Origin of the sequence: Paracoccus sp. PAR01 (assembly GCF_014851995.1) — a bacterium.
GTDB classification, from domain to species: Bacteria; Pseudomonadota; Alphaproteobacteria; order Rhodobacterales; family Rhodobacteraceae; genus Paracoccus; species Paracoccus litorisediminis.
Window position 1 is genome coordinate 49,773 of the sequence record NZ_JACVAW010000009.1, and the last position, 26,883, is coordinate 76,655.

Sequence of the window (26,883 nt, forward strand, 5' to 3'; positions counted from 1 at the left end):
ATCTTATTTCAGCTCATCCACAGTGCGGATGATCTTGCCCAGCAGGCCGTAATCCAGCGCCTCTTGCGTATTCAGCCAGAAGTCGCGCTGAGTGTCCTTTTCGATCCGCTCAATCGTCTGGCCGGTCGCCTCGGCAAAGATCTGGTTCAGGCGGTCGCGCATCAGGCGCACCTGCTCCGCCTGGATCATCATGTCCGTGGACGTCCCGCCGATCCCACCCGAGGGCTGGTGGATCAGGAAGCGCGTATTGGGCAGGCAGTAGCGGTTTTCCTTCTTCGCCGCGACGAAGATCAGCGCGCCAGCCGAAGCCACCCAACCCGAGCCGATGGTGCGCACGGTCGGGCGGATGAACTTGATCACGTCATGGATCATGTCGCCCGATTCCACATGCCCGCCGGGCGAGGAGATCAGCATGTTGATCGGCGCGTCGCTGTCCTCGGCCAGGGCCAGAAGATGGGCGACAGTGCGCTGCGCCAGCTTGTCATTGATCGGCCCGGCGACAATCACCGTGCGCGATTTGAAGTACAGCTTGCCGATCTTGTCGCCCTCGGGCAGGCCCAGACCTTCGTCCTTGTCGCCTTTCTGCGGGCGATCGTCGTCGTCATCATCGTCGTCGTCGTCGTTCAGCCACTGGTGACGCATCGGCCTGCTCCTTCTGTTCCTCATGGCGACGGCGGGACCAATCGGCCCCGCCGTCCTTTTAACTAAGCAGCCGTTTACGATCAGTAAAGGACGACCGAGCGGATCGACTCGCCCGAATGCATCAGGTCGAAGCCCTTGTTGATGTCATCCAGCGGCATGGTGTGCGTGATCATCGGGTCGATCTCGATCTTGCCGTCCATGTACCAGTCGACGATTTTCGGCACATCGGTGCGGCCGCGCGCACCACCAAAGGCCGTGCCCTTCCAGACCCGGCCGGTGACCAGCTGGAACGGACGGGTGCTGATTTCCGCGCCCGCAGCCGCCACGCCGATGATGATCGACTGGCCCCAGCCGCGATGGGTGCATTCCAGCGCGTCGCGCATGACCTTGGTATTGCCGGTCGCGTCGAAGCTGTAATCGGCGCCGCCGATCTGGTCGAACGGGGTCTTCGTCATGTTGACGATTTCCTGCACGACCGAGCCTTCGACCTCTTTCGGGTTGATGAAATGGGTCATGCCGAAATGTTCGGCCATGCCCTTTTTATCGTTGTTCAGGTCGACGCCGATGATCATGTCGGCCCCAGCCAGACGCAGGCCCTGAATGACGTTCAGCCCGATGCCGCCCAGACCGAAGACCACGGCTTTCGCGCCGATCTCGACCTTGGCGGTGTTGATCACCGCGCCGATACCGGTGGTGACGCCGCAGCCGATATAGCAGATTTTGTCGAAGGGCGCGTCCTCGCGCACCTTGGCGACCGCGATTTCCGGCAGCACGGTGTAGTTCGAGAAGGTCGAGCAACCCATGTAGTGACGGATCGGCGTGCCATCCAGCATGCTGAAACGGCTGGTCCCGTCCGGCATCAGCCCCTGGCCCTGCGTCGCACGGATCGCGGTACAAAGGTTGGTCTTGCCCGACAGGCAGGACGCGCATTGGCGGCATTCGGGGGTGTAAAGCGGAATGACGTGATCGCCGACCTTGACCGAGGTGACACCCGGTCCGACCTCGACCACGACGCCCGCGCCTTCATGACCCAGGATCGCCGGGAACAGCCCTTCCGGGTCGGCGCCCGAGCGGGTGAATTCGTCGGTATGGCAGATGCCCGTCGCCTTGATCTCGACCATGACCTCGCCGGCCTTCGGGCCTTCAAGGTTCACTTCCATGACCTCCAGCGGCTTGCCAGCCTCAAGCGCTACGGCTGCACGTGTTCTCATCTTGATTCTCCTTCCGAGTCGGCCTGGTGGCCTGCTGAATGTCGGTCACCGTGCGACCCCGGCTGCTTGTGCTGCGACGGCATCGGGGGCCGGTATGACCGACCCCCTGCTTGCCTTTGAAACAGCCGTCGTCAAGCCGGGAGCGCACCAGATTTTTTGGCGATATGGGTCGCGATCGCATCCATCAGCGGCGGCGACAGCGCATCATAGGGCTCCAGCCCCAATTCCTTGAGCCGGGCGCGGATGCCCGCCATGCGGCTGGGATCGACGCCCGATTCGATGATCGAACTGACGAAGGCCGCGAATTCCGGGGCCGACCAGCCGTCCTGATCCGAAAGCTCGGTATGGACGAAATCCAGACCATAGAACGGGTGCCCGGTATTTTCGATGCGGCCATACATGTGGACGCCACAATCCTTGCAGCGAAAGCGCTGGATCGGCGCGTCGGGGTTCACGACTTCAAGCTTCTCGGCGCCACTGAGCACCTCGACCGAATCGCGTCCGACCACGGCGATCTGCGAGAAGACCGCGCCATCGGGCTTCCAGCATTTGGTGCAGCCACAGACGTGGTTATGGGCGGTCTGAGACTTGACCGCGACGCGCACCGGGTTGGTTGCGCATTTGCAGTGAAGTTCGCCGCCCGAAAAACCGGCTTTGGCCGGTTTGATGCCGTTATCAACGGCGGGGTGGATCTTTACCCCGGAAGTGTCGCTCATGGTCTCCCTCCCGATAGACCCTGGGCCATGACCGGCCTCAGTGAGCGCAGTTTGCGCCGCGTTCGGGCGCAAGCAAGTGGGCAAAAGGTTGTAATCCTTGGGCTAGGGTCAGGCCTCGGGACGGGTGACCAACCACAGCGCGATGGCACTGCAAACCAGCGCCTGTCCGGCGATCAGCCGCGGGTCCAGTCCCAGCCACAACGACCAGCCAACGCCGCAGGTCATGGCCAAAGTCGCCCAGATCTTGGCCGGACGGCCGATGACACCGCGCTTGCGCCAAGCCCGGATCTGGGGACCAAAGGTCGGATGCCGGGTGATCCGGGCGCTGAGGCGCGGCGAGGATTTGGCGAAGGACCAGACCGCGACGATCAGGAAGGGCACAGTCGGCATGACCGGCAGGATCACCCCCAACAACCCGATGGTCAGGGAAAGCCAGCCAAGGGCGAGCCACAGATAACGCATCCTATTCCGCCAGCTCCCTCAGGATTCCATTCAGGACCGGACGGCCCGCCGCTGTCGCAGCCAGCCTGTCGCCCCTTTGCTCAACCAGTCCAAGGCCGACCAGATCCGCCAGACGATCCTGCGGCAGCGTCGCGCCATGGGCAAGGTAGCGGGGGATGTCGATCCCTTCGCTGAGGCGCAGGCACATCAGCAGGTATTCCACGGCGCGGTCCGAAAGCGTCAGCAGCTCGCGGGCGCTGTCGCCATTGCCGTGCTTCTCGACCGCATCCAGCCATGCGCCGGGGGCGCGATGTGCCTCGGTCGCCCAGCGGCCATTTGGCAGCGTCAGCCGGCCATGTGCGCCGGGGCCGATCGCGGCCCAATCGCCCTGCCGCCAATAGACCAGATTGTGGCGGCTTTCGGCACCCGGCCGGGCGTGGTTCGAAATCTCATAGGTCGGCATCCCGGCGGCGGCGCAGATCTCTTGCGTGTCCTGATACATGTCGGCGGACAGGTCATCGTCGGGCAGGCCCTTGAGACCGCCCTTGGCGTGACGCGCGCCGAATGCCGTGCCGGGCTCGATGGTCAGCTGATAGGCGGACAGGTGATCGACAGCCATGGACAGGGCCTCGGTCAGCTCGCGCCGCCAATGGGCGCGGTCCTGATCCTGCCGCGCATAGATCAGATCAAAGCTGACACGCGTGAAACATTCCCGCGCAATGTCAAAGGCGGCGCGCCCCTCGGCCACGCTATGCATCCGGCCCAGACGGCGCAGATCATCATCGTTCAGGGCCTGCATCCCCATCGAGACGCGGTTGACCCCGCCATCGGCATAGGCGCGGAACCGGCCCATCTCGATGCTGGTCGGGTTGGCCTCAAGGGTAATCTCGATGTCATTGGCAAAGGGCCAATGCTGACGCGCGGCATCGATCACGCCGGCGACGGTTTCGGGTGCCATCAGGCTGGGAGTGCCACCACCAAAGAAGATGCTGTTCAGAACCCGGCCCGGAACCTCGCGAGCCAGCCTTGCCAGCTCGACCCGGTAAGCTGCCAGCCAGCGGCTTTGGTCGATCGACGCCGAGACATGGCTGTTGAAATCGCAATAGGGGCATTTCGAGGCGCAGAACGGCCAATGGACGTAAAGCGCGAATCCCCCTGCCCGCCAGTCATCGGCAAGGGGATCGGTCTGGGCAAGGGTGGTTGTCACTGTCACTCCCGAAAGGCGGTCACTTCGATCTCGACCTTCATTTCGGGTTTGATCAGGCCCGCTACAACCATTGTCGCTGCAGGTAACGCATCCTTCATCGCCTCACCCAGCACCGGAGCGATTTCATCGACCAGCGCGGCATCGGTGATCGTGTATTGCACGCGCATGATGTCGGCGGGTGTAAACCCGGCCTGATCCAGCGTTGCAAAGATCGTGGCAAAGGCGTTGCGGGCCTGTTCAGCGGCGCTGTCCGGCATGGACATCGCCGCATAATCATAGCCCGTGGTGCCCGAGACGAAGCACCACGGCCCCTTGACCACCGCCCGGCTGTAGCCGAGCGCGGTTTCAAACGGCGATCCGGTCGAGATCCTACGCAAAGGCGGCCTCAAGCTTTCTGAAGGCATCGGCGCGATGGCTGATGCTGTTCTTTTCTTCGGGCGTCATCTCGGCAAAGGTACGGTCATGGCCGTCGGGGACAAAGATCGGGTCATAGCCGTGGCCCAATGCGCCACGGGGCGGCCAGACCAGATGACCGGGTGCGATGCCCTCGAAGATCTCCTCATGCCCGTCGGGCCACATCAGGATCAGCGTGGCGCGGAACTGGGCAGTACGGGGCTCGGGCGCATTGCGCGCGTCCAGCTCGGTCCATGTCCGCGACATGGCCTGCATGAAGTCGCGGCCATTGGGCGTTTCCGCCCAGTCGGCGGTATAGACGCCGGGCGCGCCATCCAGACCGTCGACGGTAATGCCGCTGTCGTCGGCCAGCACCGGCAACCCGGTCGCCAGCATGGCAGCCCGGGCCTTGATCCGGGCATTGCCGATGAAGCTATCCTCGGTCTCGGCCGGTTCGGCCAGTCCCATCTCGCCAGCCGAGGTGACCTCAATCCCGTGCGGGGCCATCATCGCGCGGATCTCGTCCAGCTTGCCGGAGTTATGGGTCGCGACCAGAAGCTTGCGTTCGCTGAGCTTCCTCATGCGATGGCTTCTTTCTGAGCGCGGACCAGCTCGGCGATGCCAGCCTCGGACAGGTCCAGCAGGTCGTTCATCTGCGCGCGCGAGAAGGTCGCGCCTTCGGCGGACATCTGCACCTCAATCAGACGACCTGCGCCGGTCATGATGAAGTTGCCGTCAGTGCCGGCTTCGCTGTCCTCGGCATAGTCCAGATCCAGCAACGCCTGACCGGCATAGATCCCGCAAGACACTGCGGCCACATGATCCATGATCGGATCGGTCGAGATGATCCCGGCCTTGAGCAGTTTATTCACTGCCAGACGCAGCGCGACCCAGCCGCCGGTGATCGAGGCGCAGCGCGTGCCGCCATCGGCCTGGATCACGTCGCAATCGATGACGATCTGGCGTTCCCCAAGCGCGCGGCGGTCGACGCCTGCGCGCAGGGCGCGGCCGATCAGGCGCTGGATTTCCTGGGTGCGGCCCGATTGCTTGCCCGCCGCAGCCTCGCGCCGGTTGCGCGAGTTGGTGGCGCGCGGCAGCATTCCGTATTCGGCGGTGACCCAGCCTTGCCCGGAACCCTTCAGGAAGGGCGGCGCTTTTTCCTCGATCGTAGCCGAGCACAGCACGCGCGTGTCCCCGCAAGAGATCAGGCAAGAGCCCTCGGCGTGACGCATGATCCCCGTTTCGATTGAAATCGGACGCATATCGCTTAAATTCCGGCCTGAGGGTCGCATCGGTCATTCCTTTCGGGGGTTTTGCTGTTCAAATACCGCTCGCCTGCCCCTGACCGCAACCCGTTACCCAACGCGATTGATCCGCCATGCCTGACCGCGCCTTGCTCTCTGACTTGAATGACCGATCCCGCGAGGTATTTCGCCGGGTCGTCGAGACCTATCTGGCCACCGGCGAGCCCGTCGGTTCGCGCACCCTGACCCGCGACATGAGCGAAAAGGTCAGCGCTGCCACGATACGTAACGTGATGCAGGATCTGGAACATTTCGGTCTGCTGGACCATCCCCATGTCTCGGCCGGGCGGATGCCGACGCAACTGGGGCTGCGGCTGTTCGTAGACGGACTGATGGAAATGGGGCCGGTCTCGACCACGGATCGCGAGATGATCGAGGAGACGCTGGGCAATGATCAGGGCGATACCGGTGCGATGCTGGACCGGGTCAGCATGGCGCTGTCGACCCTGACGCACGGCGCCTCGCTGGTGCTGATGCCAAAGCAGGAAGCGCCGGTCCGTCATATCGAATTCGTGAGCCTCGCCCCGGATCGCGCGCTGGTCGTGCTGGTCTTTGCGGATGGACGGGTCGAGAACCGGGTCTTTACCCCACCGCCCGGCCATACCGCCAGTTCGATGCGTGAGGCGGCGAACTTCCTGAACGCGGTGGCCGAGGGGCGCACCCTGACCGATCTGCGCAGCAGCATCTCGCATGAGATCGAGGCCAGCCGTCAGAAGCTGGACCTGATCGCCGCCGAGCTGATCGCCTCGGGATTGGCGATGTGGGATGGCGATGTGGCCGACCCGCGGTTGATTGTCCGCGGACGCGCCAACCTGCTGGCCGATGAACTGGCCGATCTGGACCGCATCCGCACCCTGTTCGACGACCTCGAACGCAAGCGGGATATCGCCGAATTCCTTGAACTGGCAGAGCATGGCGAGGGCGTGCGCATTTTCATCGGCTCCGAGAACAAGCTTTTTTCACTTTCCGGTTCATCTCTGGTGGTTTCACCCTATATGAATGCCGACCGAAGGATTGTCGGCGCGGTCGGGGTTATTGGACCCACCAGATTGAACTATGGAAGGATCGTGCCGATTGTCGACTATACCGCCCAGCTCGTCGGCCGGATGATTGCCGGCCGGAAAGGATAAGGACATGACGAACGAGTACCCGAACGGCCTGACTGAAGGCGATGATCTTGCCAGCCCGCTGGACGAGGCGGTCGAGGACACCTCGGAGATCGAGGCGCTGATCGCCGAGCGGGACGCCCTGCAGGACAAGTTCATCCGCGCCCTCGCGGATGCCGACAATGCCCGCAAGCGCGCCGACAAGGAACGCCGCGAGGCCGAGCAATATGGCGGCACGCGCCTGGCGCGTGATCTGCTGCCAGTCTACGATGCCCTGTCCCGTGCGCTGGATTCGGTCAATGACGAGCAGCGCGGCGCGAATGGTGCGTTGATCGAAGGCGTCGAACTGACCCTGCGCGAGTTGAACAATGTCTTCTCCAAGCATGGCATTCAGGTCATCAACCCGGCAGTCGGCGAACGCTTCGACCCGCTGCAGCACGAGGCCATGTTTGAGGCCCCCGTTCCGGGAACAATCGCCGGCAACATCATTCAGGTGATGGGGCATGGCTTTATGCTGCACGACCGGCTGTTGCGCCCGGCCAAGGTTGGCGTCAGTTCTACCCCTGCCCAATAATCGCAAAAAGCCCCGGTTTCGCACCGGGGCTTTCTACATCTAGTATTTCATATCGGCTAAACGTCTATATGAGCTATTGATTTCCAAGAAGTTGGCAAAGCTGATCCAGCTGGTCCAGATCCTTGTAAGTAATCACCAGCTGACCGCCATCCTGCCCGGAATGATTGATCGCTACCTTCATGCGAAGATGCGCCGACAAATCGCCCTCCAACGCACGGGTATCAGAGTCTTTTTCGGCTTTGGCGCGGGCTGGTTTCTGCTTGTTGGCCTCGGCTTGACGACGAACCAGTTCCTCGGTCTCACGCACCGATAGGTTCTTCTCGATAACCTTGCGGGCAAGATCTACGGCATTCTGCGCCGTAATCAGCGCGCGCGCGTGACCAGCCGTCAGCTTACCTTCCTTCAGCCAGTTCTGAATCTGCTCTGGAAGATTGAGCAGACGCAGCAGGTTCGCAATATGGCTGCGGCTTTTGTTCAGCGCTTCGCCAAGCTTCTCCTGCGTATGACCGAAACGGTCCATAAGTTGACGATAGGAGGCCGCCTCTTCGATCGCATTCAGGTCAGAACGCTGGATGTTCTCGACGATCGCGACTTCAAGCACCTCAGTATCGTCCAGATCGCGGACAATTACTGGGACTTCGTGCAACTGGGCAATTTGGGCCGCCCGCCAGCGACGCTCACCCGCAACGATCTGGAACAATCCCCTATCGCTGGGATGCGGTCGAACGATCAACGGCTGAAGGACGCCTTTCGCTTTAAGCGAACTTGCGAGTTCCTGCAAAGACTCAGGCGCAAAACTACGCCGAGGCTGGTCCGGGTTTGGGGTCAGTTGCTCTACCGGAAGAACCTGCCGAGGCACCGGTTTGTCTGATGGAATAAGGTCCACGTCCGCCATCAATGCCGACAATCCGCGCCCAAGCCCCCGTTTTTCCAGTCTATTATCTGACATTTAATACTCCTAGGCGGCTACGAATTGTCTGGAGAGAAATTCCTTGGCCAGCTCGCGATATGCGGCGCTGCCTTTTGAGTTCGAATCGTATTGCAACACAGGCATGGCATACGACGGCGCTTCGGACAGACGCACGTTGCGAGGAATAACCGTGTTGTAGACGAGACCTGACAACGTATTCCTCGCGTCGGCCTCCACCTGCTGGGATAGATTGTTCCGATTATCGGACATAGTCAGCAAGACGCCCTCGATCCGCAGATCCGGGTTTGCAGCCTGCCTGATTTCGCGCACCGTCATAAGCAACTGGGACAATCCTTCCAGCGCATAGAATTCGGCCTGCAACGGAACGAGAACGCTACCGGCGGCAACCATGGCGTTCAGGGTCAGAAGTCCAAGTGCGGGTGGGCAGTCGATGAGCACGAAGTCATACTCGCCCACCTCCTGCAACTTCCGTCGCAACAGTTGCATGCGTCCTGGTCGGGTCGCGACCTCAAAATCGACTGATGCGAGATCTCGATCTGACGGAATAAGGCTTAGATTGTCCACTTGGGTCGGAATCAAGGATTCCCGAAAGCTGGCATCGCCAGTAAGCAAGTCATAGGAAGTGATGGATCGTGTTTCAGGTGCGACACCAAGCCCTGTCGAAGCATTGCCTTGCGGATCTAGATCGATGATTGCGACGCGTTGACCCGTTTCACTGAGTGCCGCAGCGAGATTGATTGCCGTCGTAGTCTTTCCGACTCCACCCTTTTGGTTTGCAACGGCAATAATCCGACCCTCAGGCATGACGAAGCTCCGAAATTTCCAAGATGGCTGCCTCTGAATCCGTGACGCTTGGATGTGAAGTCACGTCAAACTTCCACGTCTCACGCGCTGCTTCGACTTCGGTCCGCCAATTTCGTCCCTTCATCAGCCAAGCCCTTCCACCAGACACCAAATGCCTGTCGACATAAGACAACAGCAATGGAAGCGGCGCAAGAGCGCGAGCGCTAATATGGTCGGCTTTCAGCGGATTGACGCTCTCAATACGTTCAGTTGAAACGCTCAAATTAGTCAACTTGAGTTCGCGACCTGCATTCCGCAAGAAGCTGCATTTTCTCCGGTCACTTTCAACGAGATGCACCCGCATATCGGGACGGCAGATGGCAACAACAATGCCGGGAAGACCACCTCCGCTACCTATATCCACCCAGTCACCCAACGAGGAACGCGAAACATCAACTAGCTGCAGGCAGTCATCGATATGCCGGCTTTTCACCTGTTCCAGAGTAGACGGAGCTACAAGATTTATTGCCGGATTCCATTTGCGTATCAGGGCTGCGTATTGTTCAAGAACTTCTGTTTCACGTGAAACATTCATGCTGATTTCCGCATTCCTGATTTCAGGAGCGAGAGAATAAGTGTCAGAGCTGCAGGCGTCATACCCTCAATGCGGCTCGCAGCAGCCAAACTGTCGGGCAGGTGAGCGTTAAGCTTGGATTTCAACTCGTTTGAAAGACCTGAAATGGTATCGTAGTCGAAAAGTGGAGGTATTTTAACGGCTTCCTCTTTACGAAGCATTTCTGCGTCTTTGCTTTGTCGATCAGTATACTGGTGATACAGGGCATCAATCGCAACCTGCGTCAAAATCGGCTCCGGAGCGGCTTGGAGCGTTTCATCCAGAGAGATGATCGAATCTCGGCCAATCTCCTGCTGACCTAAAAGCGAAAATAGGCTACGGCGATGCCCGTCTTGCCGAACGTCTATTCCGACTTCTTTGAGTTTGGACGGGGTAAACCAAACCGATGACGCGTGGTCACGAAGAGCGGTGTACTGTCGCAGCTTGTCATTGAAGCTGAGTTTTCGGGCCTCGCCGATACAACCAATATCAAGCCCCACCGGTGTAAGCCGCTGATCGGCATTATCGGCACGAAGTGATAGTCTGAATTCTGCGCGAGACGTAAACATACGATATGGTTCACTTACACCACGCGTTACAAGGTCGTCGATCATCACACCGATATAGCTTTCAGATCGACTGAACTCGACGGCAGGACGCTGCTGCGCACGCAAAGCAGCATTCAACCCCGCGACAAGTCCTTGCGCAGCCGCCTCTTCGTAGCCAGTCGTGCCGTTGATCTGCCCGGCCAAATGCAGCCCTGGCATGGTCTTCACCTGGAGCGTAGGCGTAAGCGCGCGGGGATCTACGTAATCATACTCTACGGCGTAGCCCGGCTGAACTATTTCTGCATTCTCCAAACCCCTGATTGAGCGAACATAATCTACCTGAACATCGACAGGAAGCGATGTGGATATTCCGTTCGGATAGACGAGATCGGATTCTAGTCCTTCGGGTTCGAGGAAAATCTGATGTGAGGATTTCTCTGCGAAGCGCACAACCTTATCTTCGATCGATGGACAGTAACGAGGGCCTACCCCATCAATTCGGCCGCCATACATAGCCGATCGTGACAGGTTGCTTCGAATTATTTCATGTGTGCGGTCGTTGGTGTGGGTAACCCCGCAACTTATCTGATCAGCTACCGGGTGGGAGTTCAAATATGAGAAAAGTACCGGTTCATCGTCACCCGGCTGGAACTCCAGAATATCCCAGTTGATGCTATCGCGAGCGATACGCGGCGGGGTTCCCGTTTTCAAACGCCCAAAGGGAAGCTCCAGCTCCCTGATAGAGTTCGCCAATCCAATGGATGCTTCATCGCCCCATCGCCCCGCACGCTTGGTTTCCTCACCAATGTGAATCAAGCCATTCAGAAAGGTCCCAGTTGTCAGAACTACCTGACGTCCGAGCAGTTCAGTCGAATCAGCCAGCCTAACTCCCTCGACGCCATCCGAGCTCGCTACCAGCTCGCTCACTTCACCCAGAACAATGCTGAGGTTCGCCTGCCCCTCTACCATTTTCCTCGCTGCAGCGCGATATAGCGCTCTATCCGCCTGCGCACGAGGCCCTTGCACCGCCGGACCTTTACGACGATTAAGCAGACGGAACTGAATGCCGGCTGCATCCGCAATCCGTCCCATAACACCGTCAAGAGCATCGACTTCACGTACCAGGTGGCCCTTACCCAAGCCGCCAATGGCCGGATTGCAGGACATCGTACCGATGTCATCCATGCGCATTGTCACCAATGCGGTATTTGCACCCATTCGTGCCGCGGCCATAGCGGCTTCAACACCCGCATGTCCTGCACCAACGACAATCACATCGAATTGTTTCACGTGAAACACCCTACTTCCCGATACAGAACGAGGAAAAGATCTCGTCCAGAAAATCCTCGGCACCTACCCGGCCCACCATCTCCGCAAGCGCATGTGCAGCCTGGCGAATACTCTCAGCCATCAATTCCGGGGCCATGTCTGGATCAATGTCCAAACACGTGTATGCCCTTGAAAGCGATTCTGCTTGCCTTTTGTGTCCCACCAAGCCGGAACGTGAGGCTTTCGCTTTCAGTCGATCATAGATCAAATCGAGAAGATCGGCGACCCCTGCTCCAGTTTCCGCGGATATGGCTAGTCCTTCACCGTTTACAAGATCCGCTTTCGATCGAACACGAATATCGTCTTCGTTCCAGTTTACCCCATCCCATCCGTCGGCGGACAGGTGTATCCTAAGATCTGCCTCTTTTGCGCGCTCAGTTGCCCGAGAGATGCCCATTGCTTCCACTGGATCTAGACTGTCACGCAGTCCCGCTGTGTCCAAGAAAGTCACGGGAAGGCCGCGCAGATCCGTGTGCAACTCGATAATGTCTCGTGTCGTCCCCGCAGTATCAGATACTAGCGCGAGTTCTCGGCGAGCAATCCTGTTGATAAGTGTCGACTTTCCTGCATTTGGCGGTCCGATGATCGCCACTTCATAACCCTGCCGGAGACGTTCGGTCGCCGGATAGCTGAAGAGCATCTTCTCGATTTCAATCCGCACGTCTCGCACTAAGTCGAATACCTCCGATGGGACTTCCTCAGGGACTTCCTCATCCGCAAAGTCGATACTCGCTTCAATCAGCGCGCCGGCACGGATCAATTTTGTCCGTAGGACATCAGTCTGCTTGCCCAACTCACCTTCAGTTGCCCGCATCGCCAATTTGCGCTGCGCTTCCGTTTCGGCGGACAACAGATCGGCCAAGCCCTCAGCCTCGGCCAGATCCATCATCCCGTTAAGAAACGCACGGCGCGTGAATTCACCAGCTTCTGCACGGCGAACCCCTCGCGCAATCAGCGCGACGTTAAGTCGATTCACGATTACTGGGGCGCCGTGAACATGGATTTCCGCCACTTGCTCCCCGGTAAAGCTCTCACCCTCATCGAATCGAATAACCAACGCTCGGTCGATCAGATCGTCGCCATCACGTAAAGCGCGCAGATAAGATCTGCGCGCTTCAGGCAGGAAGCCTGCCAATGTCTCAATGACCGCATGCGAATCAGGCCCGCTCAGGCGGATGACAGAAACACCTCCGCGACCGGGCGGGGTTGCCTCGGCAAAGATTGTGTCCAATCCGTCCTCCGGACCATCAGGCGTTCATCGATTCGAAGAACTCGCCGTTGGTTTTCGTCTGTTTCAGCTTCGAAATCAGGAACTCGATCGCATCGGTCGTTCCCATCGGGTTGAGGATACGGCGCAGAAGATAGGTCTTCTGCAGATCCTTCGAATCGACCAGGAGTTCCTCTTTCCGGGTACCGGATTTCAGAATATCCATCGCCGGGAAGACACGCTTGTCCGCAACCTTGCGATCCAGCACGATCTCGCTGTTGCCCGTGCCTTTGAACTCTTCGAAGATCACCTCGTCCATACGCGAGCCGGTATCGATCAGCGCGGTCGCGATGATGGTCAGCGATCCGCCCTCTTCGATGTTCCGCGCCGCGCCGAAGAAGCGCTTCGGCCGCTGCAATGCGTTCGCATCGACACCACCGGTCAGAACTTTACCCGAGCTCGGCACAACAGTGTTGAACGCCCTACCAAGTCTGGTGATCGAATCGAGAAGAATCACAACATCTCGTTTATGCTCGACCAGACGCTTCGCCTTTTCAATCACCATCTCGGACACGGCCACGTGACGGCTCGCCGGTTCGTCAAAGGTCGAGGAGATCACCTCACCCTTGACCGAGCGCTGCATGTCCGTCACCTCTTCGGGACGTTCGTCAATCAGCAGCACGATCAAGTAGCACTCGGGGTGATTCTTTTCGATCGAGTGCGCAATATTTTGCAGCAGAACAGTCTTACCCGTGCGCGGCGGTGCGACAATCAGTGATCGCTGCCCTTTTCCGATCGGCGCAACCAGATCAATGATACGCGCCGAACGATCCTTGATCGTCGGGTCCTCGATCTCCATCTTCAGCCGTTCATTCGGATAAAGCGGCGTCAGGTTGTCGAAGGCGACCTTGTGGCGTGCCTTTTCGGGATCTTCGAAGTTGATCTTCTCAACTTTCGTCAGCGCGAAATAGCGTTCATTCTCGCCCGGCGCGCGAATTACGCCTTCCAGCGTATCTCCGGTGCGCAGCGAGTGCTGACGGATCATATCCGGGCTGACGTAAATATCATCGGGACCGGGCAGATAGTTCGCCCCGGTCGAGCGCAGGAAGCCGAAGCCGTCCTGGACGACCTCAAGGACGCCATCGCCCCCGATTTCGAAACCTTCTTCAGCATGCTCCTTCAGGATCGAGAACATCATCTCGCCCTTGCGCATGGTCGACGCGTTCTCGATTTCCCACTCTTCGGCCATGGCCAGCAGGTCTGCCGGGCTCTTCGCCTTGAGATCGGACAGGTTAAGACGTTCTTCGCTCATTTCGGGCCTATAGACACGCCGAAATTGAGCGCGCCGCAATGGAATCATGTGATGGAAAGAATCTACCGGACGGCAGTCCTGTCTCAGATAGGAAGAATCCCACCGCGAGTCAATTCTCAGAACTTCAGGATCACCGACAGCACGATCACGACCATCAGAAGCGTCGGCAATTCGTTCATCATCCGATAGCGACGTCCTGTCAGCCCCCTGCCCGCCAGCAGCGCGCGGCGCTGCCCGGCCAGCCACATGTGAAACCAGGTCATCGCGATCACCGCACCTGCCTTGGTCCAGGGCCAAAGCATTGTCCAGTCAACGATTCCCGGCGTCATTACCAGGATCAGACCTGCGATCCAGGTGACGATCATGGCGGGGTTCATGATCAAGCGCAGCAGCTTCTCCTCCATGATGATCAAAGAGCGTGCTGGCTCGGCATCTGTCTGCTGTCCCCGTTCAGCGTGATAGACAAACAGCCGCGGAAGATAGAACAGGCCTGCCATCCATGACAGGACGGCCATGACATGAAGCGCCTTTACCAATGGGTAAGACGAGGCGAACAGATCGAGCATGAGCATCTCCGGATTCGGTCTCTCCTTTCTTCAAATGAAAAGAAAGATAAAGGAAAGATGATGATGAAGTAGGCCCTGTGGATAACCGGAAAAGAGTGTTTCACGGAAGAAATCCCCACAAGACGCCAATGTGGAAAAGATTAACCATCTACGGATCATCAATTATTAAATAAATAAATACAGATACTTACCTAAAACCACATTGTGGATAACTTTGTGAAAAGTTTAGTTTTCCCCAGCATGTGAGTAAGTGGCGATGTTCTGTCTACATGTGGAGAAGAGTCCTCCGTTCCCGGGTCGTTCCGATGAGTCGCCCACACCCTCGAAAGATCGAGTCTGATTCCCACAGATTCGCCCTCGTGAGTCGCACCCGATTCCTCCACAGCCTTATGCAGAGAATCGATTTTCGCCTTGAAAACTGGCCCTCTGCATGGGCCTGAAAGCGCCGCAAGAGCGAAAATGGCAGGATCGCGAGCTATCCGTTTTCGCCATCGGGATGTCGCATTTGATCGGCTGTCGCAGTCACGGCCCTGCCAAATTCGACACAGGACGCCACGCCACTCAAAGCCACCGGTAACTGGTCATGCTCAACTCTTCGGAAATCCTGTCGCAGCTTGTCAGCAGGCAGAAAAATTACGCCCTGACGCGGGATCTTTATTGTGATCCCGGCGTATTTCAGGCGGATCTGGACCACGTCTGGTATCGGGAATGGCTGTTTGCCATCCCGTCCTGCGAAATCCCCAAGACTGGGAATTACGCGACGCTTCAGGTCGGCGCCTATCCGGTGATCATTTTGCGGGGCGGGGACGGTAAGATCCGGGCCTTCCACAACGTCTGTCGTCATCGCGGGCAGCGGCTGTGCTCCAAGGCAAGCGGCTCGACCACGAAACTCGTCTGCCCGTATCACCAATGGACTTACGAGCTGGACGGCAAGTTGCTTTACGCCCGCGACATGGGCGATGACTTCGACGCCTCGAAGTTCGGGTTGAAGCCGGTTCATTGCGTCGATCTGGGTGGGATGGTCTTTGTCTGCCTTGCCGCCATTCCTCCGGCGATCGCCGATCTGGCCAAGAACCTGATCCCCTATCTTGCGCCTTCGGGGCTGCTGGCCGATGCCAAGGTCGCCCATTCCTCGACCATCGTCGAAAAGGGCAATTGGAAGCTGGTGATCGAGAACAACCGCGAGTGCTATCACTGCAGCGGCTCGCATCCCTCGCTGTGCCGGAGCTATTCCGACAATCCGCTGATGACGGTGATGGAGGGGCCGAATGCCGCTTCGCCGGAAATCCTTGAGCATTGGGATCGCTGCGACAAGGCCGGGATTCCGGCGCGCTTCGTCAATCAGGCGGACATGCAATGGCGCATGGCGCGGGTGCCGCTGCTGGATCATGCTGAAAGCTTCACCATGTCGACGAAATCGGCGGTGTCGCGGTTGATGGGCAACATGCCCTGGGCCGATGCGGGCAGCCTGATGTTCTATCACTTCCCGTCCAGCTGGAACCACTACCTGGCCGATCATGCCATCGTCTTCCGCCTGCTGCCGATCAGCCCGACCGAGACCGAGGTCACGACCAAATGGCTGGTCCACAAGGATGCGGTCGAGGGCAAGGACTACGACATTGAGAAGCTGACCGAAGTCTGGATGGCCACCAACGATGAGGACCGCCGCGTGGTCGAGGAAAATCAGAACGGCATCCGCTCGCCCGCCTATGAGCCCGGTCCCTATTCCCGCACGCAGGAAGAGGGCGTGATCCATTTCGTGGATTGGTATGCCGGCGTGATGAAGGGCCGTCTGTCACCCGTCCCCGCCATGGCGACCGAGTGATGGCGGTTCTGGTCAAGGCCTTTGGTGACAGGCCGTGGCGCGACGATGAGCCTCTGGAATGCGCGATGATCGTGCCCGAGACCACGGACACCGCGACCTTCACCTTTCGCGCGCCATCCGGGGCCTTTTTCGACTACCAGCCGGGCCAGTTCGTCACGCTGGACCTGCCGGTGCCCGGCGGCAATGTGCAGCGGACCTACACGATCAGCTCCAGCCCGTCGCGGCCGCTGTCGATCTCGATCACGGTCAAGGCGCAGCCCGGCAGTCAGGGCGGGCGCTGGATGATCGACCATCTGCGTCCGGGGATGCGGCTTAAGGCGTATGGCCCGGCGGGGATCTTCAGCTTCATCCGGCATGAGGCACCGAAATATCTGTTCATCTCGGCCGGGTCCGGGGTCACGCCCTTGATGTCGATGACGACATGGGCGTGGGATTCCGGGGAAATGCCCGACATCGTCTTTGTCCATGCCGCGCGCACGCCCAGCGACATCATCTTTCGCCAGCGGCTTGAACAGATGGCCGACCGCGTGCCGGGGCTGCAATTGCGCTTCACGGTTGAGGAGGGCGATCCCTTCCGCAGCTGGCACGGCTATCGTGGCCGGCTGAACCAGATCATGCTGGGCCTGATGGCCCCCGACTATCTGGAGCGTGAGGTCTTCTGCTGCGGCCCCGAGCCCTTCATGCAGGCGGTGCGCGACATGCTGGTGGCGCTTGGCTACGACATGGACCGCTACCATCAGGAAAGCTTCGGCGCGCCGGTGCGCAACGAATCCGAAGCCCCGGTGCTGGATGATCTGGTCCCCGATGAGGCCAGCGAATCGCGGATCAGCTTTGCGCTTTCGGGGGTTACGGCGACCTGCACCCAGACCGATACGGTGTTGGGCGTGGCCAAGGCGAACGGGTTGAACATCCCTTCTGGTTGCACCTTTGGGTTGTGTGGGACCTGCAAGATCCGCAAGACCTCGGGCGAGGTGCATATGGTCCATAATGGCGGGATCAGCGACGAGGATATCGAGGCGGGTTATATCCTGGCCTGCTGCTCGCATCCGATCGGGGCCGTTGCCGTCGAGGTCTGATCCATGCTGCTTTGCAGCATAAACCTAGGGTTTTTCTGGGGAAAACGCGGAATGCCTGCGACCTTGCGTCGCTTGACATGCCTTTACCTGCGGAGTCATGCTGGACCTTACCTATCCAATTGACAGGCAAAAAGGAGGCACGATGAACATCGACCTCTCACGTCGCGGCTTTCTGAAGCTGGCGGGTGCGGGTGTCGCGGCAACTTCGCTCGGGGCCATGGGTTTTGGCGCGGCCGAGGCGGCGGAACAGGCGCATGTGCGTGCCTTCAAGCTGGCCTCGACCACGGAAACGCGAAACACTTGTACCTATTGCTCGGTTGCCTGCGGGATCCTGATCTATTCCAAGGGTGATGTCGCGGCGGGCGAAGAAGCCCATGTCGTCCATATCGAGGGCGATGCCGACCACCCGACGAACCGCGGCACGCTTTGCCCCAAGGGTGCAGCGCTCAAGGACACCGTCCTGTCCGCTACCCGCCTGACCCAGCCGCGCATCCGCCGTCCCGGTTCCGACACGCTGGAAGACATCAGCTGGGAAGAGGCGCTCGACAAGATCGCCCGCGCGCTCAAGGACGACCGCGACGCCAACCTGATCGAAACCAACGACGCCGGAGTTCCGGTCAACCGCTGGACCTCGACCGGGTTTCTGGCCGCTTCGGCCACCACCAATGAAACCGCATGGCTGACCTATAAAGTGGTCCGGTCCATGGGGATCGTCGGATTCGATAACCAGGCGCGCGTCTGACACGGCCCCACGGTGTCCAGTTTGGGCCCGACATTTGGCCGTGGAGCGATGACCAACTCCTGGACCGACATCAAGAATACCGACCTCGTGGTCGTCATGGGCGGCAACGCCGCTGAAGCCCATCCCTGCGGCTTCAAATGGGTGACCGAGGCCAAGGCGCATCGCGGCGCCAAGCTGATCGTGGTCGACCCGCGCTTCACGCGCACCGCATCCGTGTCCGATTACTACGCGCCGATCCGGCCGGGCTCGGACATCGCCTTCCTGATGGGCCTGATCAACTGGATGATCCTGAACGACAAGGTCCAGTGGGAATACGTCAAGAACTTCACCAACGCCGCCTTCATCGTGAAGGACGAGTTCGGCTGGAGCGACGGTCTGTTCTCCGGCTACGATCCCGAGAAGCGCGACTACGACAAATCCAGCTGGGATTACGTCATCGGCGAAGACGGCTTTGCGCAGATCGACATGACGCTGGAACACCCGCGCTGCGTCTGGAACCTGCTCAAGGAACATGTCTCGCGCTACACGCCCGAACTGGTCGAGCAGGTCTGTGGCACGCCCAAGGATAAGTTCCTGAAGGTGGCCGAGATGATCGGCGAATGTTCGGCCGTCGATAAGACCATGACCTCAATGTACGCGCTTGGCTGGACCCAGCATTCCAAGGGCGCACAGAACATCCGCGGCATGGCGATGCTGCAGCTGGTCCTGGGCAATATCGGCGTCCGGGGCGGCGGGATGAACGCCTTGCGCGGGCATTCGAACATTCAGGGCCTGACCGATGTCGGGCTGATGTCGAACCTGCTGCCGGGCTACATGAACATCCCGACCGAGAAGGAAAAGGACTGGACGACCTATATGTCCAGCCGGTCCTTCAAGCCGCTCAGGCCGGGCCAGACCAGCTATTGGCAGAACTATCCCAAGTTCATGGTCAGCTTCATGAAGGCCATGTGGGGCGATGCCGCGCGGGCCGACAATGACTGGGCATTCCACTACCTGCCCAAGCTGGATGTGCCGACCTATGATATCCTGCGCATGTTCGACCTGATGAACGAAGGCAAGATCACCAACTACTTCTGCCAGGGCTTCAACCCGCTGCTGTCCTTCCCCAACCGGGGCAAGGTCACGTCGGCGCTGTCCAAGCTGAAGCTTCTGGTGGTCATGGACCCGCTGGAAACCGAGACCGCCCATTTCTGGGAAAACCACGGCGAATATAACGACGTGGACACGGCCTCGATCCAGACCGAGGTGATCGAGTTGCCCACCACCAGCTTTGCCGAAGACGACGGCTCGCTGGTCAATTCGGGGCGCTGGATGCAGTGGCACTGGGCGGCGGCGACGCCTCCGGGTCAGGCCAAGCGTGATACGTGGATCATGTCGCAGATCTTCCTGCGCATGAAGAAGATGTATCAGGACGAGGGCGGGCCCTTCCCCGATCCGATCCTGAACCTGACTTGGAACTACAAGGACGAGAACGAACCCTCGGCCGAGGAACTGGCGAAAGAACTGAACGGCCGCGCGCTGGCCGATGTCTTTGACCTCAAGGACACGACCAAGCTGCTGACCGCGCAGGGCAAGCAATTGCTGAACTTCAGCCAGTTGCGCGACGACGGTTCGACCATGTCGGCCTGCTGGATCTATAGCGGTAGCTGGAACGAGGAAGGCAACAACATGGCGCGGCGGGACAATTCCGATCCCGACGACACCGGCGCCTTCCTGAACTGGAGCTTTGCCTGGCCGCTGAACCGCCGGATCCTGTACAACCGGGCCTCGGCGGACATGCAGGGCAAGGCCTGGGACCCCTCGCGCAAGCTGATCGAGTGGAATGGCGAGAAATGGGCAGGTTACGACGTGCCCGATATCGCCCCCACCGCGAAGCCCGACGAGGTCGGCCCCTTCATCATGAACCCGGAAGGCTCGTCGCGCCTGTTCAGCCGGGGCATGATGCGCGACGGGCCCTTCCCGACGCATATGGAGCCGTTCGAGTCGCCGCTGGCCAACGTCTTCAACCCGGAAATGCGCGGCAACCCGGTGGCACGGGTCTTTGCCAAGGATGCGGACCAGTTCGCGACCAGCGACGAGTTCCCGTTCGTGGCGACGTCCTATCGCCTGACCGAGCATTTCCACTACTGGACCAAGCACAACCGCATCAACGCGGCCCTTCAGCCCGAATTCTTCGTCGAGATCAGCGAAGAACTCGCCGCCGAAAAGGGCATCACCAAGGGCGGCACGGTGCGGGTCTGGTCCAAACGTGGCTCGATCACGGCCAAGGCGCTGGTGTCCAAGCGCCTGCGCCCGCTGCAATGCGGCGACAAGCTGGTGCATGTCATCGGCATCCCGCTGCATTGGGGCTTCATGGGAGCGGCGCGCAAGGGCTTCGGGCCGAACAGCCTGACGCCATTTGTGGGTGACGCAAACGTCGAGACGCCTGAATTCAAGGCGTTCCTCGTCAATATCGAACCGGCGACGGGGGAGGTCGTGTCATGACCATGGATCCGAACCTCGACAGCCCAAGGACGGCGGTGTCGAACCCGCCGATCCAGCCGATGAAGGCCAACCTTGGTGCTGGCGATGTTGTCCGCGCCTCGGCCATGCCCGATCTGCCCAAGCCTGAACGTCAGCTGACCCCGGTGGCCAAGCTGATCGATGTGTCCAAATGCATCGGCTGCAAGGCCTGCCAGTCGGCCTGCGCCGAGTGGAACGACACCGTGCCCGAGATCGAGCACAATGTCGGCATGTTCGAGAACCCGCATGACCTGACCCCGGACATGTTCACGCTGATGCGCTTCAGCGAATTCGAAAACCCGGAAACCGGCAATTTCGAATGGCTGATCCGCAAGGACGGTTGCATGCATTGCGAGGATCCGGGCTGCCTGAAAGCCTGCCCGGCCCCCGGCGCGATCGTGCAATATTCGAATGGTATCGTGGATTTCATCCACGAGAACTGCATCGGTTGCGGCTATTGCATCACCGGCTGCCCGTTCAACATTCCCCGCGTCAGCAAGACCGATCATAAAAGCTATAAATGCACCCTGTGCTCGGATCGCGTTGCCGTGGGTCAGGGACCGGCCTGCGCCAAGGCCTGCCCCACGCAAGCCATCGTCTTTGGCGCCAAGGAGGACATGATCGAACACGCCAATATGCGCGTGGCCGACCTGAAATCGCGCGGCTACGAAAACGCCGGCATCTATGACCCCGAGGGCGTGGGCGGCACGCATGTCTTCTATGTGCTGCACCATGCCGACCAGCCCGAGCTTTATTCGGGTCTGCCTGCCAATCCGCAAATCTCTCCGGTGGTGCGCGGCTGGAAGGGCGTGACCAAGACCATCGGTCTGGCGGTCATCGGGGCGGCGGCGGTGGGCTCGATCCTGCATGGGCTCTTCGCCCGCGCCAACCGCGTCAGCGCCGAGGAAGAGCGTGAGGCCGAACATCTGGTCGACCGCAGCCTTCCCCCCAGGGACGAGAGGGTATGATGGAAAAGCGTCAATATTCTCAAAGCGGCGACCATATCGAATCGACCGCTCCCGTCACCGTCAGCCGGTATCGCGGTTTTACCCGGGCCAATCACTGGGTGACCGCGCTTAGCCTGATCGTGCTGCTGTTGTCGGGGCTGGCGCTGTTTCACCCCTCGCTCTACTTCCTGACCGGGCTCTTTGGCGGCGGGCAGACCACACGTTGGCTGCATCCGTTCGTCGGCATCCTGCTGTTCTTCAGCTTCCTTGTGCTGTTCCTGCAGCTGTGGCGGCTGAACCTGCCCCGTCCCGAGGACCGGACCTGGGTCAGCCATATCGGCGATGTGGTGAAGGGTCACGAGGAACGCCTGCCCGAGCTTGGCAAATACAATGCCGGGCAGAAGGGCGTGTTCTGGGCGATGTCGGTGCTGATCGTGGTGCTGATCGGCTCGGGCGTGATGATCTGGGAACAGTTCTTCCCCGATCTCGTGACCATTCCCGTGCGTCGTTGGGCGATGCTGATTCATTCGCTGGCAGCGGTGGCGATCATCCTTGTGTTCATCATGCATGTCTATGCGGCGATCTGGACGCGGGGGACGCTGCGCGCAATGACGCGGGGCACGGTGACCGGCGGCTGGGCATGGCGGCATCACCGCAAATGGCTGCGTGAACTGGCTGGACGAGAAGGGCGCGGCCCGGCAGAGTAAGCCACAAAGGCGCGTCTGCCCCCAAAGGACAAGATGACTTCCGATCCCAAACCCGACCCCTCGATGATCGGCGGCGTGGCCAAGGTTCCCTTGGCGCGCCTGCCCGACCCCGAGGCGCTTTTCACCACAAGGGCCGAGCGTTTCGAGTTTCTGGCCGAATACAGCCCGAACCTTGCCCCCTATCTGCGTTTCCTGGGTGAAGTGGCACTGGCGCAGGCCGAACTGGCCCGTGAACTGCCGCGCCCCGAGCCTTTGTCGCCCGAACGTATCGCATTGGCGCGCTCCTCGCGCATGCCGCCTCTGGATCGCAACGACATGCGCGCGGGGTTGGCGCTGATCCTGCCCAAGCTGTGCGACATGCTGGCCGATGTCGACATGCCCGAACCGGGCCGTCTGGCGCTGCAGGCCCTGCAATCCGCGGAACCCGAGGATCTGGACTGGGTGATGACCAATGTCCTGACCGACCAGATCCCCGAGGACAGCGTCGCCCCGCATCTGTTCGCCGCCGCCGCCCTTCAAGTCCATGCCGCGATGCTGGCCGCAGGGCTTCACGTGGAACAACTGGTCCCGATCCATGTCGGCGCCTGCCCGGCCTGCGGTGGTCGCGCCGCCGTAAGCATGGTCACCGAAAACATGGGGGCCGAGGGCGCGCGCTATTGCTCCTGCGCGACCTGCCAGACGCTGTGGAACGAGGTGCGGGTCCGCTGCACCTGCTGCGGTTCGACCAAGGGCATCACCTATCGCTCGGTCGAAACCGATGAGGCCACCGTCAAGGCTGAGATCTGTCGCGAATGCGCGCGCTGGGTAAAGATTCTTTATCAGAACAAGAACCCGACGCTGGAGCCCATCGCCGATGACGTGGCCAGCCTTGGTCTGGACCTGATGATGGGCGAAACCGAATGGAAGCGGGGCGGCTACAACCCCTTCCTCGTGGGCTATTGATGCCCGACCTGCGGTCCCTGCCCTCGGTCGACAGGTTGCTGGCCGATTGCGGCCCGCTGATCCAGACCCATGGCCGCCCGGCGGTGACCGCTGCGCTGCGTGCCGAGCTGGCGACGATCCGCGCCAACCGCCCCGATCCGCTGCCCGATGCGCGGGAAATCCTGATCCGGGTGGTCAAGTCGATGGCCTCCGAGGCGCAGTCGCGGCTGCGCCCGGTCCTGAACCTGACCGGAACCGTCCTGCACACCAATCTGGGCCGCGCCCTGCTGGCCGAATCCGCCATCGAGGCCGCCGTCGCCGCGATGCGCGCCCCTGCCGCGCTGGAATTCGATCTGGATAGCGGCGGTCGCGGCGAACGTGACAGCCATCTGCGCGGGCTTCTTTGCGAATTGACCGGGGCCGAGGACGCGACCGTCGTCAACAACAATGCCTCGGCCGTGCTGATCGTCCTGAACACGCTGGCCAAGGGCCGCGAGGCCGTGGTCACGCGCGGTGAGCTGATCGAGATCGGCGGTGCCTTCCGCATGCCCGCGATCATGGAGCAGGCCGGTTGCCTGCTGCGCGAGGTCGGCACCACCAACCGCACCCATGCCAAGGATTACCTTCAGGCGATCGGTCCGGACACCGGTTTGCTGATGAAGGTCCATACCTCGAACTACCGGATCGAGGGCTTCACCAAGGAAGTGTCCGCCCCCGAACTGGCTTTGATGGCACATCAGGCCGGTCTGCCCTTGGTCAACGATCTGGGTTCGGGCACATTGGTCGATCTGCGCCGCTGGGGTCTGAAACCCGAACCCACCGTGGCCGAGGCCGTGGCCGAGGGGGCCGATGTCGTGACCTTTTCCGGCGACAAGCTGCTGGGCGGACCGCAGGCAGGGTTCATCGTCGGCAAGCGCGAGATCATCGCCGCCATCAACAGGAATCCGCTGAAGCGCGCCGTCCGCATGGACAAGATCCGCATTGCCTCGACCGAGGCCACGCTGCGCCTGTATCGCGACCCTGACCGGCTGGCCGACCGCCTGCCCACATTGCGCCTGCTTGCCCGCCCCGAGCCCGAGATCCGCGCGCAGGCCGAACGTCTGGCCCCGCGCGTCGCCGCGAAACTGGGCTGCCGGGTGCGCGTCACCGATTGCGCCAGCCAGATCGGCTCGGGCGCGCTGCCCACCGAAACCATTCCCAGCGCCGGGCTGGCACTTGGCCCCTCGCCCGAGGCCTTGGCCGAGCGCCTGCGCGGGCTTTCCACCCCGATCATCGGCCGCATCCGTAATGATGAACTGATCCTTGACCTGCGCTGCCTGCCCGACGACGCGGCGCTGCTGGCTGCCATCTCGGGATGATCGTCGGCACGGCTGGTCATATCGACCATGGCAAGACCGCGCTGGTCCGCGCCTTGACCGGCATCGATGCCGACCGTCTGGCCGAGGAAAAGGCCCGCGGCATTACCATCGATCTGGGCTTTGCCTATGCCGATCTGGGCGGCGGCGCGATCACCGGCTTTGTCGATGTGCCGGGGCATGAGAAATTCGTCCATACCATGCTGGCGGGTGCGGGCGGCATCGATCTGGCCCTGCTGGTTGTCGCCGCCGATGACGGGATCATGCCGCAAACGCGCGAGCATCTGGCGATCCTCAATTTGCTGGGCATCACCCGCGGCATCGTCGCGCTGACGAAATCCGACCTTGCCGATGCGGAGCGCATTGCCGGGCTGACTGCTGACATCGACGACATGCTGGCCGCGACCGGACTGGCGGGTGCGCCCGTGCTGCCGGTCTCATCGCTGACTGGCGCGGGGGTCGATATCCTGCGGGCCGAGCTTGCCAAGGCCGAGGCTGCCACGACCGCCCGCGCGGCGGATGCGCGATTTCGCATGGCGGTCGACCGCAGCTTTACCCTTGCCGGGGCGGGCACGGTGGTGACCGGGACGGTGCTGTCAGGGCGGGTTGCGGTCGGGGATCAGATCACCCTCAGCCCCTCGGGCCTGTCTGCGCGGGTGCGCGGCATCCATGCCCAGAACCGCAAGGCCGATCACGGTCTGGCGGGCCAGCGCTGCGCCCTGAACCTGTCGGGCGACCAGATCACGCGCGAGGCCATCGCGCGCGGCGACATGGCCTTGGACCCGGTCCTGCACGCTCCGACCGAGCGCATGGATGTGATTCTGCACACGCTGGACACGGAACCCAAGCCCCTGTCGACGTGGTTTCCGGCCCGGCTGCATGTCGGCGCGGCCGAGCTTGGCGCGCGTATCGTCCCACTAGAAGGCGATCTGGCCCCCGGTGCCGAGGGGTTGGCTCAGATCGTTCTGGACCGCCCGCTGGCCGCCGCGGTGGGCGACCGTTTCATTCTGCGCGACGTGTCCGCCCGGCGCACCATCGGTGGTGGGCACATCGTCGATCTGCGCGCGCCCTCTCGCCGCCGCACGCATCCCGAGCGGATCGCGGCCCTGCGGACCATGTCCCTGCCTGACCCTGTCGCTGCATTGGCGGCGCTGGGGGACAGCGGTCTGGTCGATCTGGGCGGTTTCGCTCGCGACCGGGCAATGTCGCCCCAGCAGCTTGATACCGCGCTGACCGCCTCTGGCCTTGTCATCATCGCGGGCACCTCGCAGGCGCTGGCACCGCAGGGGCTGGCCGCCTTGCGCCAGCAGATGCAGGACGCCTTGGCCGAGTTTCACCGCGACAATGCCGACTTACAGGGGCTGGGGCGCGAAAGGCTGCGGTTGGTCCTGTCCCCCCGCTTGCCGAAGCCCGATTTCGGAAGCTTCATCCGTACTGAGGCTGACGCCGGTCACATCGCGCTGGACGGGGCCTTCATCCGCCTGCCCGGCCACCTGCCCCGCCTCTCGGACGCGGATGAGGACATCCTTGCCCGCATCCTGCCACATCTGACCGGCGAGGAACGCTTTCGCCCGCCCCGCGTCCGCGACTTCGCCACCGAGCTTGGCGTGGACGAGCCCGAGATACGCCGCATCCTGCGCGTGGCCGCGCGGCAGGGCCGGATCGACCAGATCGCGCATGATCATTTCTTTGCCCGCGCCACCACCGTGGAAATGGTCGCCATCATCCGTGACGTGGCCGCGCAGACCACGGCTGGCTGGTTCACCGCGCCCGAGTTTCGCGACCGCGTGCAGAACGGACGCAAGGTGGCAATCCAGATCCTCGACTTCTTCGACAGGCTCGGTCTAACCTTGCGGCGGGGCGATTTGCGGCGCATCAATCCGCACCGGATCGACCAGTTCACGCCGGGCGGGTCGGACGGATGA

General features: G+C 61.0%; 25 protein-coding genes. 10 read left to right on the top strand and 15 right to left on the bottom strand.

Going from position 1 to position 26,883, the window contains the following annotated elements:
* Positions 1-3: 3 nt before the first annotated feature.
* The 8 genes from IB235_RS14610 to rph form a co-directional block, all read right to left on the bottom strand.
* Positions 4-642, bottom strand: a complete 639-nt coding sequence (locus IB235_RS14610; protein WP_155039153.1) for an ATP-dependent Clp protease proteolytic subunit — start codon at positions 640-642, stop codon at positions 4-6.
* 80 nt (positions 643-722) lie between these two features.
* The gene (locus IB235_RS14615) at positions 723-1,853 is read right to left on the bottom strand and encodes an S-(hydroxymethyl)glutathione dehydrogenase/class III alcohol dehydrogenase (protein WP_192337332.1); all 1,131 of its coding nucleotides are present in this window, start codon (positions 1,851-1,853) and stop codon (positions 723-725) included.
* 131 nt (positions 1,854-1,984) lie between these two features.
* Positions 1,985-2,569 (bottom strand): S-(hydroxymethyl)glutathione synthase, encoded by a 585-nt coding sequence (gene gfa, locus IB235_RS14620; RefSeq protein ID WP_155039151.1) that lies wholly within the window; start codon positions 2,567-2,569, stop codon positions 1,985-1,987.
* A 108-nt stretch (positions 2,570-2,677) separates the two neighbouring features.
* Positions 2,678-3,031: a YbaN family protein gene (locus tag IB235_RS14625; RefSeq protein WP_155039150.1), complete on the bottom strand. Its 354-nt coding sequence runs from the start codon at positions 3,029-3,031 to the stop codon at positions 2,678-2,680.
* A 1-nt stretch (position 3,032) separates the two neighbouring features.
* Positions 3,033-4,217, bottom strand: a complete 1,185-nt coding sequence (gene hemW / locus IB235_RS14630) for a radical SAM family heme chaperone HemW (protein WP_192337333.1) — start codon at positions 4,215-4,217, stop codon at positions 3,033-3,035.
* Between the two features lie 2 nt (positions 4,218-4,219).
* On the bottom strand, positions 4,220-4,594 hold the full coding sequence (locus tag IB235_RS14635) for a RidA family protein (RefSeq protein WP_192337334.1): 375 nt from the start codon (positions 4,592-4,594) through the stop codon (positions 4,220-4,222).
* Positions 4,587-5,192: an RdgB/HAM1 family non-canonical purine NTP pyrophosphatase gene (gene rdgB, locus IB235_RS14640; RefSeq protein WP_192337335.1), complete on the bottom strand. Its 606-nt coding sequence runs from the start codon at positions 5,190-5,192 to the stop codon at positions 4,587-4,589. Before rdgB ends, IB235_RS14635 begins: the two co-directional genes overlap by 8 nt.
* Positions 5,189-5,902: a ribonuclease PH gene (gene rph / locus IB235_RS14645; protein WP_155039147.1), complete on the bottom strand. Its 714-nt coding sequence runs from the start codon at positions 5,900-5,902 to the stop codon at positions 5,189-5,191. The genes rdgB and rph overlap by 4 nt, the downstream gene beginning before the upstream one ends.
* A gap of 86 nt (positions 5,903-5,988) precedes the next feature.
* On the opposite strand from rph, the gene hrcA reads away from it, so the two are divergent.
* Both hrcA and IB235_RS14655 read left to right on the top strand, forming a co-directional pair.
* Complete coding sequence (hrcA, locus tag IB235_RS14650) at positions 5,989-7,044, top strand: heat-inducible transcriptional repressor HrcA (RefSeq protein ID WP_155039146.1); 1,056 nt, start codon at positions 5,989-5,991, stop codon at positions 7,042-7,044.
* Positions 7,045-7,048: 4 nt separating this feature from the next.
* Positions 7,049-7,594: a nucleotide exchange factor GrpE gene (locus IB235_RS14655; RefSeq protein WP_155039145.1), complete on the top strand. Its 546-nt coding sequence runs from the start codon at positions 7,049-7,051 to the stop codon at positions 7,592-7,594.
* 73 nt (positions 7,595-7,667) lie between these two features.
* On the opposite strand, the gene IB235_RS14660 is transcribed toward IB235_RS14655, so the two are convergent.
* From IB235_RS14660 to IB235_RS14690, 7 genes are all read right to left on the bottom strand, one after another.
* On the bottom strand, positions 7,668-8,543 hold the full coding sequence (locus IB235_RS14660) for a ParB/RepB/Spo0J family partition protein (RefSeq protein WP_155039144.1): 876 nt from the start codon (positions 8,541-8,543) through the stop codon (positions 7,668-7,670).
* 9 nt (positions 8,544-8,552) lie between these two features.
* On the bottom strand, positions 8,553-9,329 hold the full coding sequence (locus IB235_RS14665; protein ID WP_192337336.1) for a ParA family protein: 777 nt from the start codon (positions 9,327-9,329) through the stop codon (positions 8,553-8,555).
* On the bottom strand, positions 9,322-9,903 hold the full coding sequence (gene rsmG / locus IB235_RS14670; protein ID WP_192337337.1) for a 16S rRNA (guanine(527)-N(7))-methyltransferase RsmG: 582 nt from the start codon (positions 9,901-9,903) through the stop codon (positions 9,322-9,324). The genes IB235_RS14665 and rsmG overlap by 8 nt, the downstream gene beginning before the upstream one ends.
* Positions 9,900-11,759, bottom strand: coding sequence for a tRNA uridine-5-carboxymethylaminomethyl(34) synthesis enzyme MnmG (gene mnmG, locus IB235_RS14675; RefSeq protein WP_192337338.1), 1,860 nt, complete (start codon positions 11,757-11,759; stop codon positions 9,900-9,902). Before mnmG ends, rsmG begins: the two co-directional genes overlap by 4 nt.
* 10 nt (positions 11,760-11,769) lie before the next feature.
* Positions 11,770-13,029, bottom strand: a complete 1,260-nt coding sequence (mnmE, locus tag IB235_RS14680; protein ID WP_192337339.1) for a tRNA uridine-5-carboxymethylaminomethyl(34) synthesis GTPase MnmE — start codon at positions 13,027-13,029, stop codon at positions 11,770-11,772.
* 16 nt (positions 13,030-13,045) lie between these two features.
* Positions 13,046-14,317, bottom strand: a complete 1,272-nt coding sequence (gene rho / locus IB235_RS14685; RefSeq protein WP_155039140.1) for a transcription termination factor Rho — start codon at positions 14,315-14,317, stop codon at positions 13,046-13,048.
* A gap of 116 nt (positions 14,318-14,433) precedes the next feature.
* Positions 14,434-14,889: a CopD family protein gene (locus IB235_RS14690; protein WP_370576899.1), complete on the bottom strand. Its 456-nt coding sequence runs from the start codon at positions 14,887-14,889 to the stop codon at positions 14,434-14,436.
* Positions 14,890-15,466: 577 nt separating this feature from the next.
* On the opposite strand from IB235_RS14690, the gene IB235_RS14695 reads away from it, so the two are divergent.
* The 8 genes from IB235_RS14695 to selB all read left to right on the top strand — a co-directional run bounded on the left by IB235_RS14695 (position 15,467) and on the right by selB (position 26,883).
* Positions 15,467-16,708: an aromatic ring-hydroxylating dioxygenase subunit alpha gene (locus IB235_RS14695; protein WP_192337341.1), complete on the top strand. Its 1,242-nt coding sequence runs from the start codon at positions 15,467-15,469 to the stop codon at positions 16,706-16,708.
* Entirely contained in the window at positions 16,708-17,784 is a 1,077-nt protein-coding gene (locus IB235_RS14700) for a hybrid-cluster NAD(P)-dependent oxidoreductase (RefSeq protein ID WP_192337342.1), read from the top strand. The genes IB235_RS14695 and IB235_RS14700 overlap by 1 nt, the downstream gene beginning before the upstream one ends.
* 142 nt (positions 17,785-17,926) lie before the next feature.
* Positions 17,927-21,010, top strand: coding sequence for a formate dehydrogenase-N subunit alpha (fdnG, locus tag IB235_RS14705; RefSeq protein ID WP_192337343.1), 3,084 nt, complete (start codon positions 17,927-17,929; stop codon positions 21,008-21,010).
* Entirely contained in the window at positions 21,007-21,996 is a 990-nt protein-coding gene (gene fdxH, locus IB235_RS14710; RefSeq protein ID WP_225612335.1) for a formate dehydrogenase subunit beta, read from the top strand. Before fdnG ends, fdxH begins: the two co-directional genes overlap by 4 nt.
* Entirely contained in the window at positions 21,993-22,682 is a 690-nt protein-coding gene (locus IB235_RS14715) for a formate dehydrogenase subunit gamma (protein WP_192337344.1), read from the top strand. The genes fdxH and IB235_RS14715 overlap by 4 nt, the downstream gene beginning before the upstream one ends.
* Positions 22,683-22,715: 33 nt before the next feature.
* On the top strand, positions 22,716-23,624 hold the full coding sequence (gene fdhE / locus IB235_RS14720; protein WP_192337345.1) for a formate dehydrogenase accessory protein FdhE: 909 nt from the start codon (positions 22,716-22,718) through the stop codon (positions 23,622-23,624).
* The gene (gene selA / locus IB235_RS14725) at positions 23,624-24,961 is read left to right on the top strand and encodes an L-seryl-tRNA(Sec) selenium transferase (RefSeq protein WP_192337346.1); all 1,338 of its coding nucleotides are present in this window, start codon (positions 23,624-23,626) and stop codon (positions 24,959-24,961) included. The genes fdhE and selA overlap by 1 nt, the downstream gene beginning before the upstream one ends.
* Positions 24,958-26,883 carry a selenocysteine-specific translation elongation factor gene (gene selB / locus IB235_RS14730; RefSeq protein WP_192337347.1) on the top strand — a complete coding sequence of 642 codons (1,926 nt, stop codon included), beginning with the start codon at positions 24,958-24,960 and terminating at the stop codon, positions 26,881-26,883. The genes selA and selB overlap by 4 nt, the downstream gene beginning before the upstream one ends.

Coding starts and splice junctions, on each gene's coding strand:
- IB235_RS14610 (WP_155039153.1), bottom strand. CDS start 642: ATGCGTCACCAGTGGCTGAACGACGACGACGACGATGATGACGACGAC.
- IB235_RS14615 (WP_192337332.1), bottom strand. CDS start 1,853: ATGAGAACACGTGCAGCCGTAGCGCTTGAGGCTGGCAAGCCGCTGGAG.
- gfa (WP_155039151.1), bottom strand. CDS start 2,569: ATGAGCGACACTTCCGGGGTAAAGATCCACCCCGCCGTTGATAACGGC.
- IB235_RS14625 (WP_155039150.1), bottom strand. CDS start 3,031: ATGCGTTATCTGTGGCTCGCCCTTGGCTGGCTTTCCCTGACCATCGGG.
- rdgB (WP_192337335.1), bottom strand. CDS start 5,192: ATGAGGAAGCTCAGCGAACGCAAGCTTCTGGTCGCGACCCATAACTCC.
- rph (WP_155039147.1), bottom strand. CDS start 5,902: ATGCGACCCTCAGGCCGGAATTTAAGCGATATGCGTCCGATTTCAATC.
- hrcA (WP_155039146.1), top strand. CDS start 5,989: ATGCCTGACCGCGCCTTGCTCTCTGACTTGAATGACCGATCCCGCGAG.
- IB235_RS14655 (WP_155039145.1), top strand. CDS start 7,049: ATGACGAACGAGTACCCGAACGGCCTGACTGAAGGCGATGATCTTGCC.
- IB235_RS14660 (WP_155039144.1), bottom strand. CDS start 8,543: ATGTCAGATAATAGACTGGAAAAACGGGGGCTTGGGCGCGGATTGTCG.
- IB235_RS14665 (WP_192337336.1), bottom strand. CDS start 9,329: ATGCCTGAGGGTCGGATTATTGCCGTTGCAAACCAAAAGGGTGGAGTC.
- rsmG (WP_192337337.1), bottom strand. CDS start 9,903: ATGAATGTTTCACGTGAAACAGAAGTTCTTGAACAATACGCAGCCCTG.
- rho (WP_155039140.1), bottom strand. CDS start 14,317: ATGAGCGAAGAACGTCTTAACCTGTCCGATCTCAAGGCGAAGAGCCCG.
- IB235_RS14690 (WP_370576899.1), bottom strand. CDS start 14,889: ATGCTCATGCTCGATCTGTTCGCCTCGTCTTACCCATTGGTAAAGGCG.
- IB235_RS14695 (WP_192337341.1), top strand. CDS start 15,467: ATGCTCAACTCTTCGGAAATCCTGTCGCAGCTTGTCAGCAGGCAGAAA.
- IB235_RS14700 (WP_192337342.1), top strand. CDS start 16,708: ATGGCGGTTCTGGTCAAGGCCTTTGGTGACAGGCCGTGGCGCGACGAT.
- fdxH (WP_225612335.1), top strand. CDS start 21,007: ATGACCATGGATCCGAACCTCGACAGCCCAAGGACGGCGGTGTCGAAC.
- IB235_RS14715 (WP_192337344.1), top strand. CDS start 21,993: ATGATGGAAAAGCGTCAATATTCTCAAAGCGGCGACCATATCGAATCG.
- fdhE (WP_192337345.1), top strand. CDS start 22,716: ATGACTTCCGATCCCAAACCCGACCCCTCGATGATCGGCGGCGTGGCC.
- selA (WP_192337346.1), top strand. CDS start 23,624: ATGCCCGACCTGCGGTCCCTGCCCTCGGTCGACAGGTTGCTGGCCGAT.
- selB (WP_192337347.1), top strand. CDS start 24,958: ATGATCGTCGGCACGGCTGGTCATATCGACCATGGCAAGACCGCGCTG.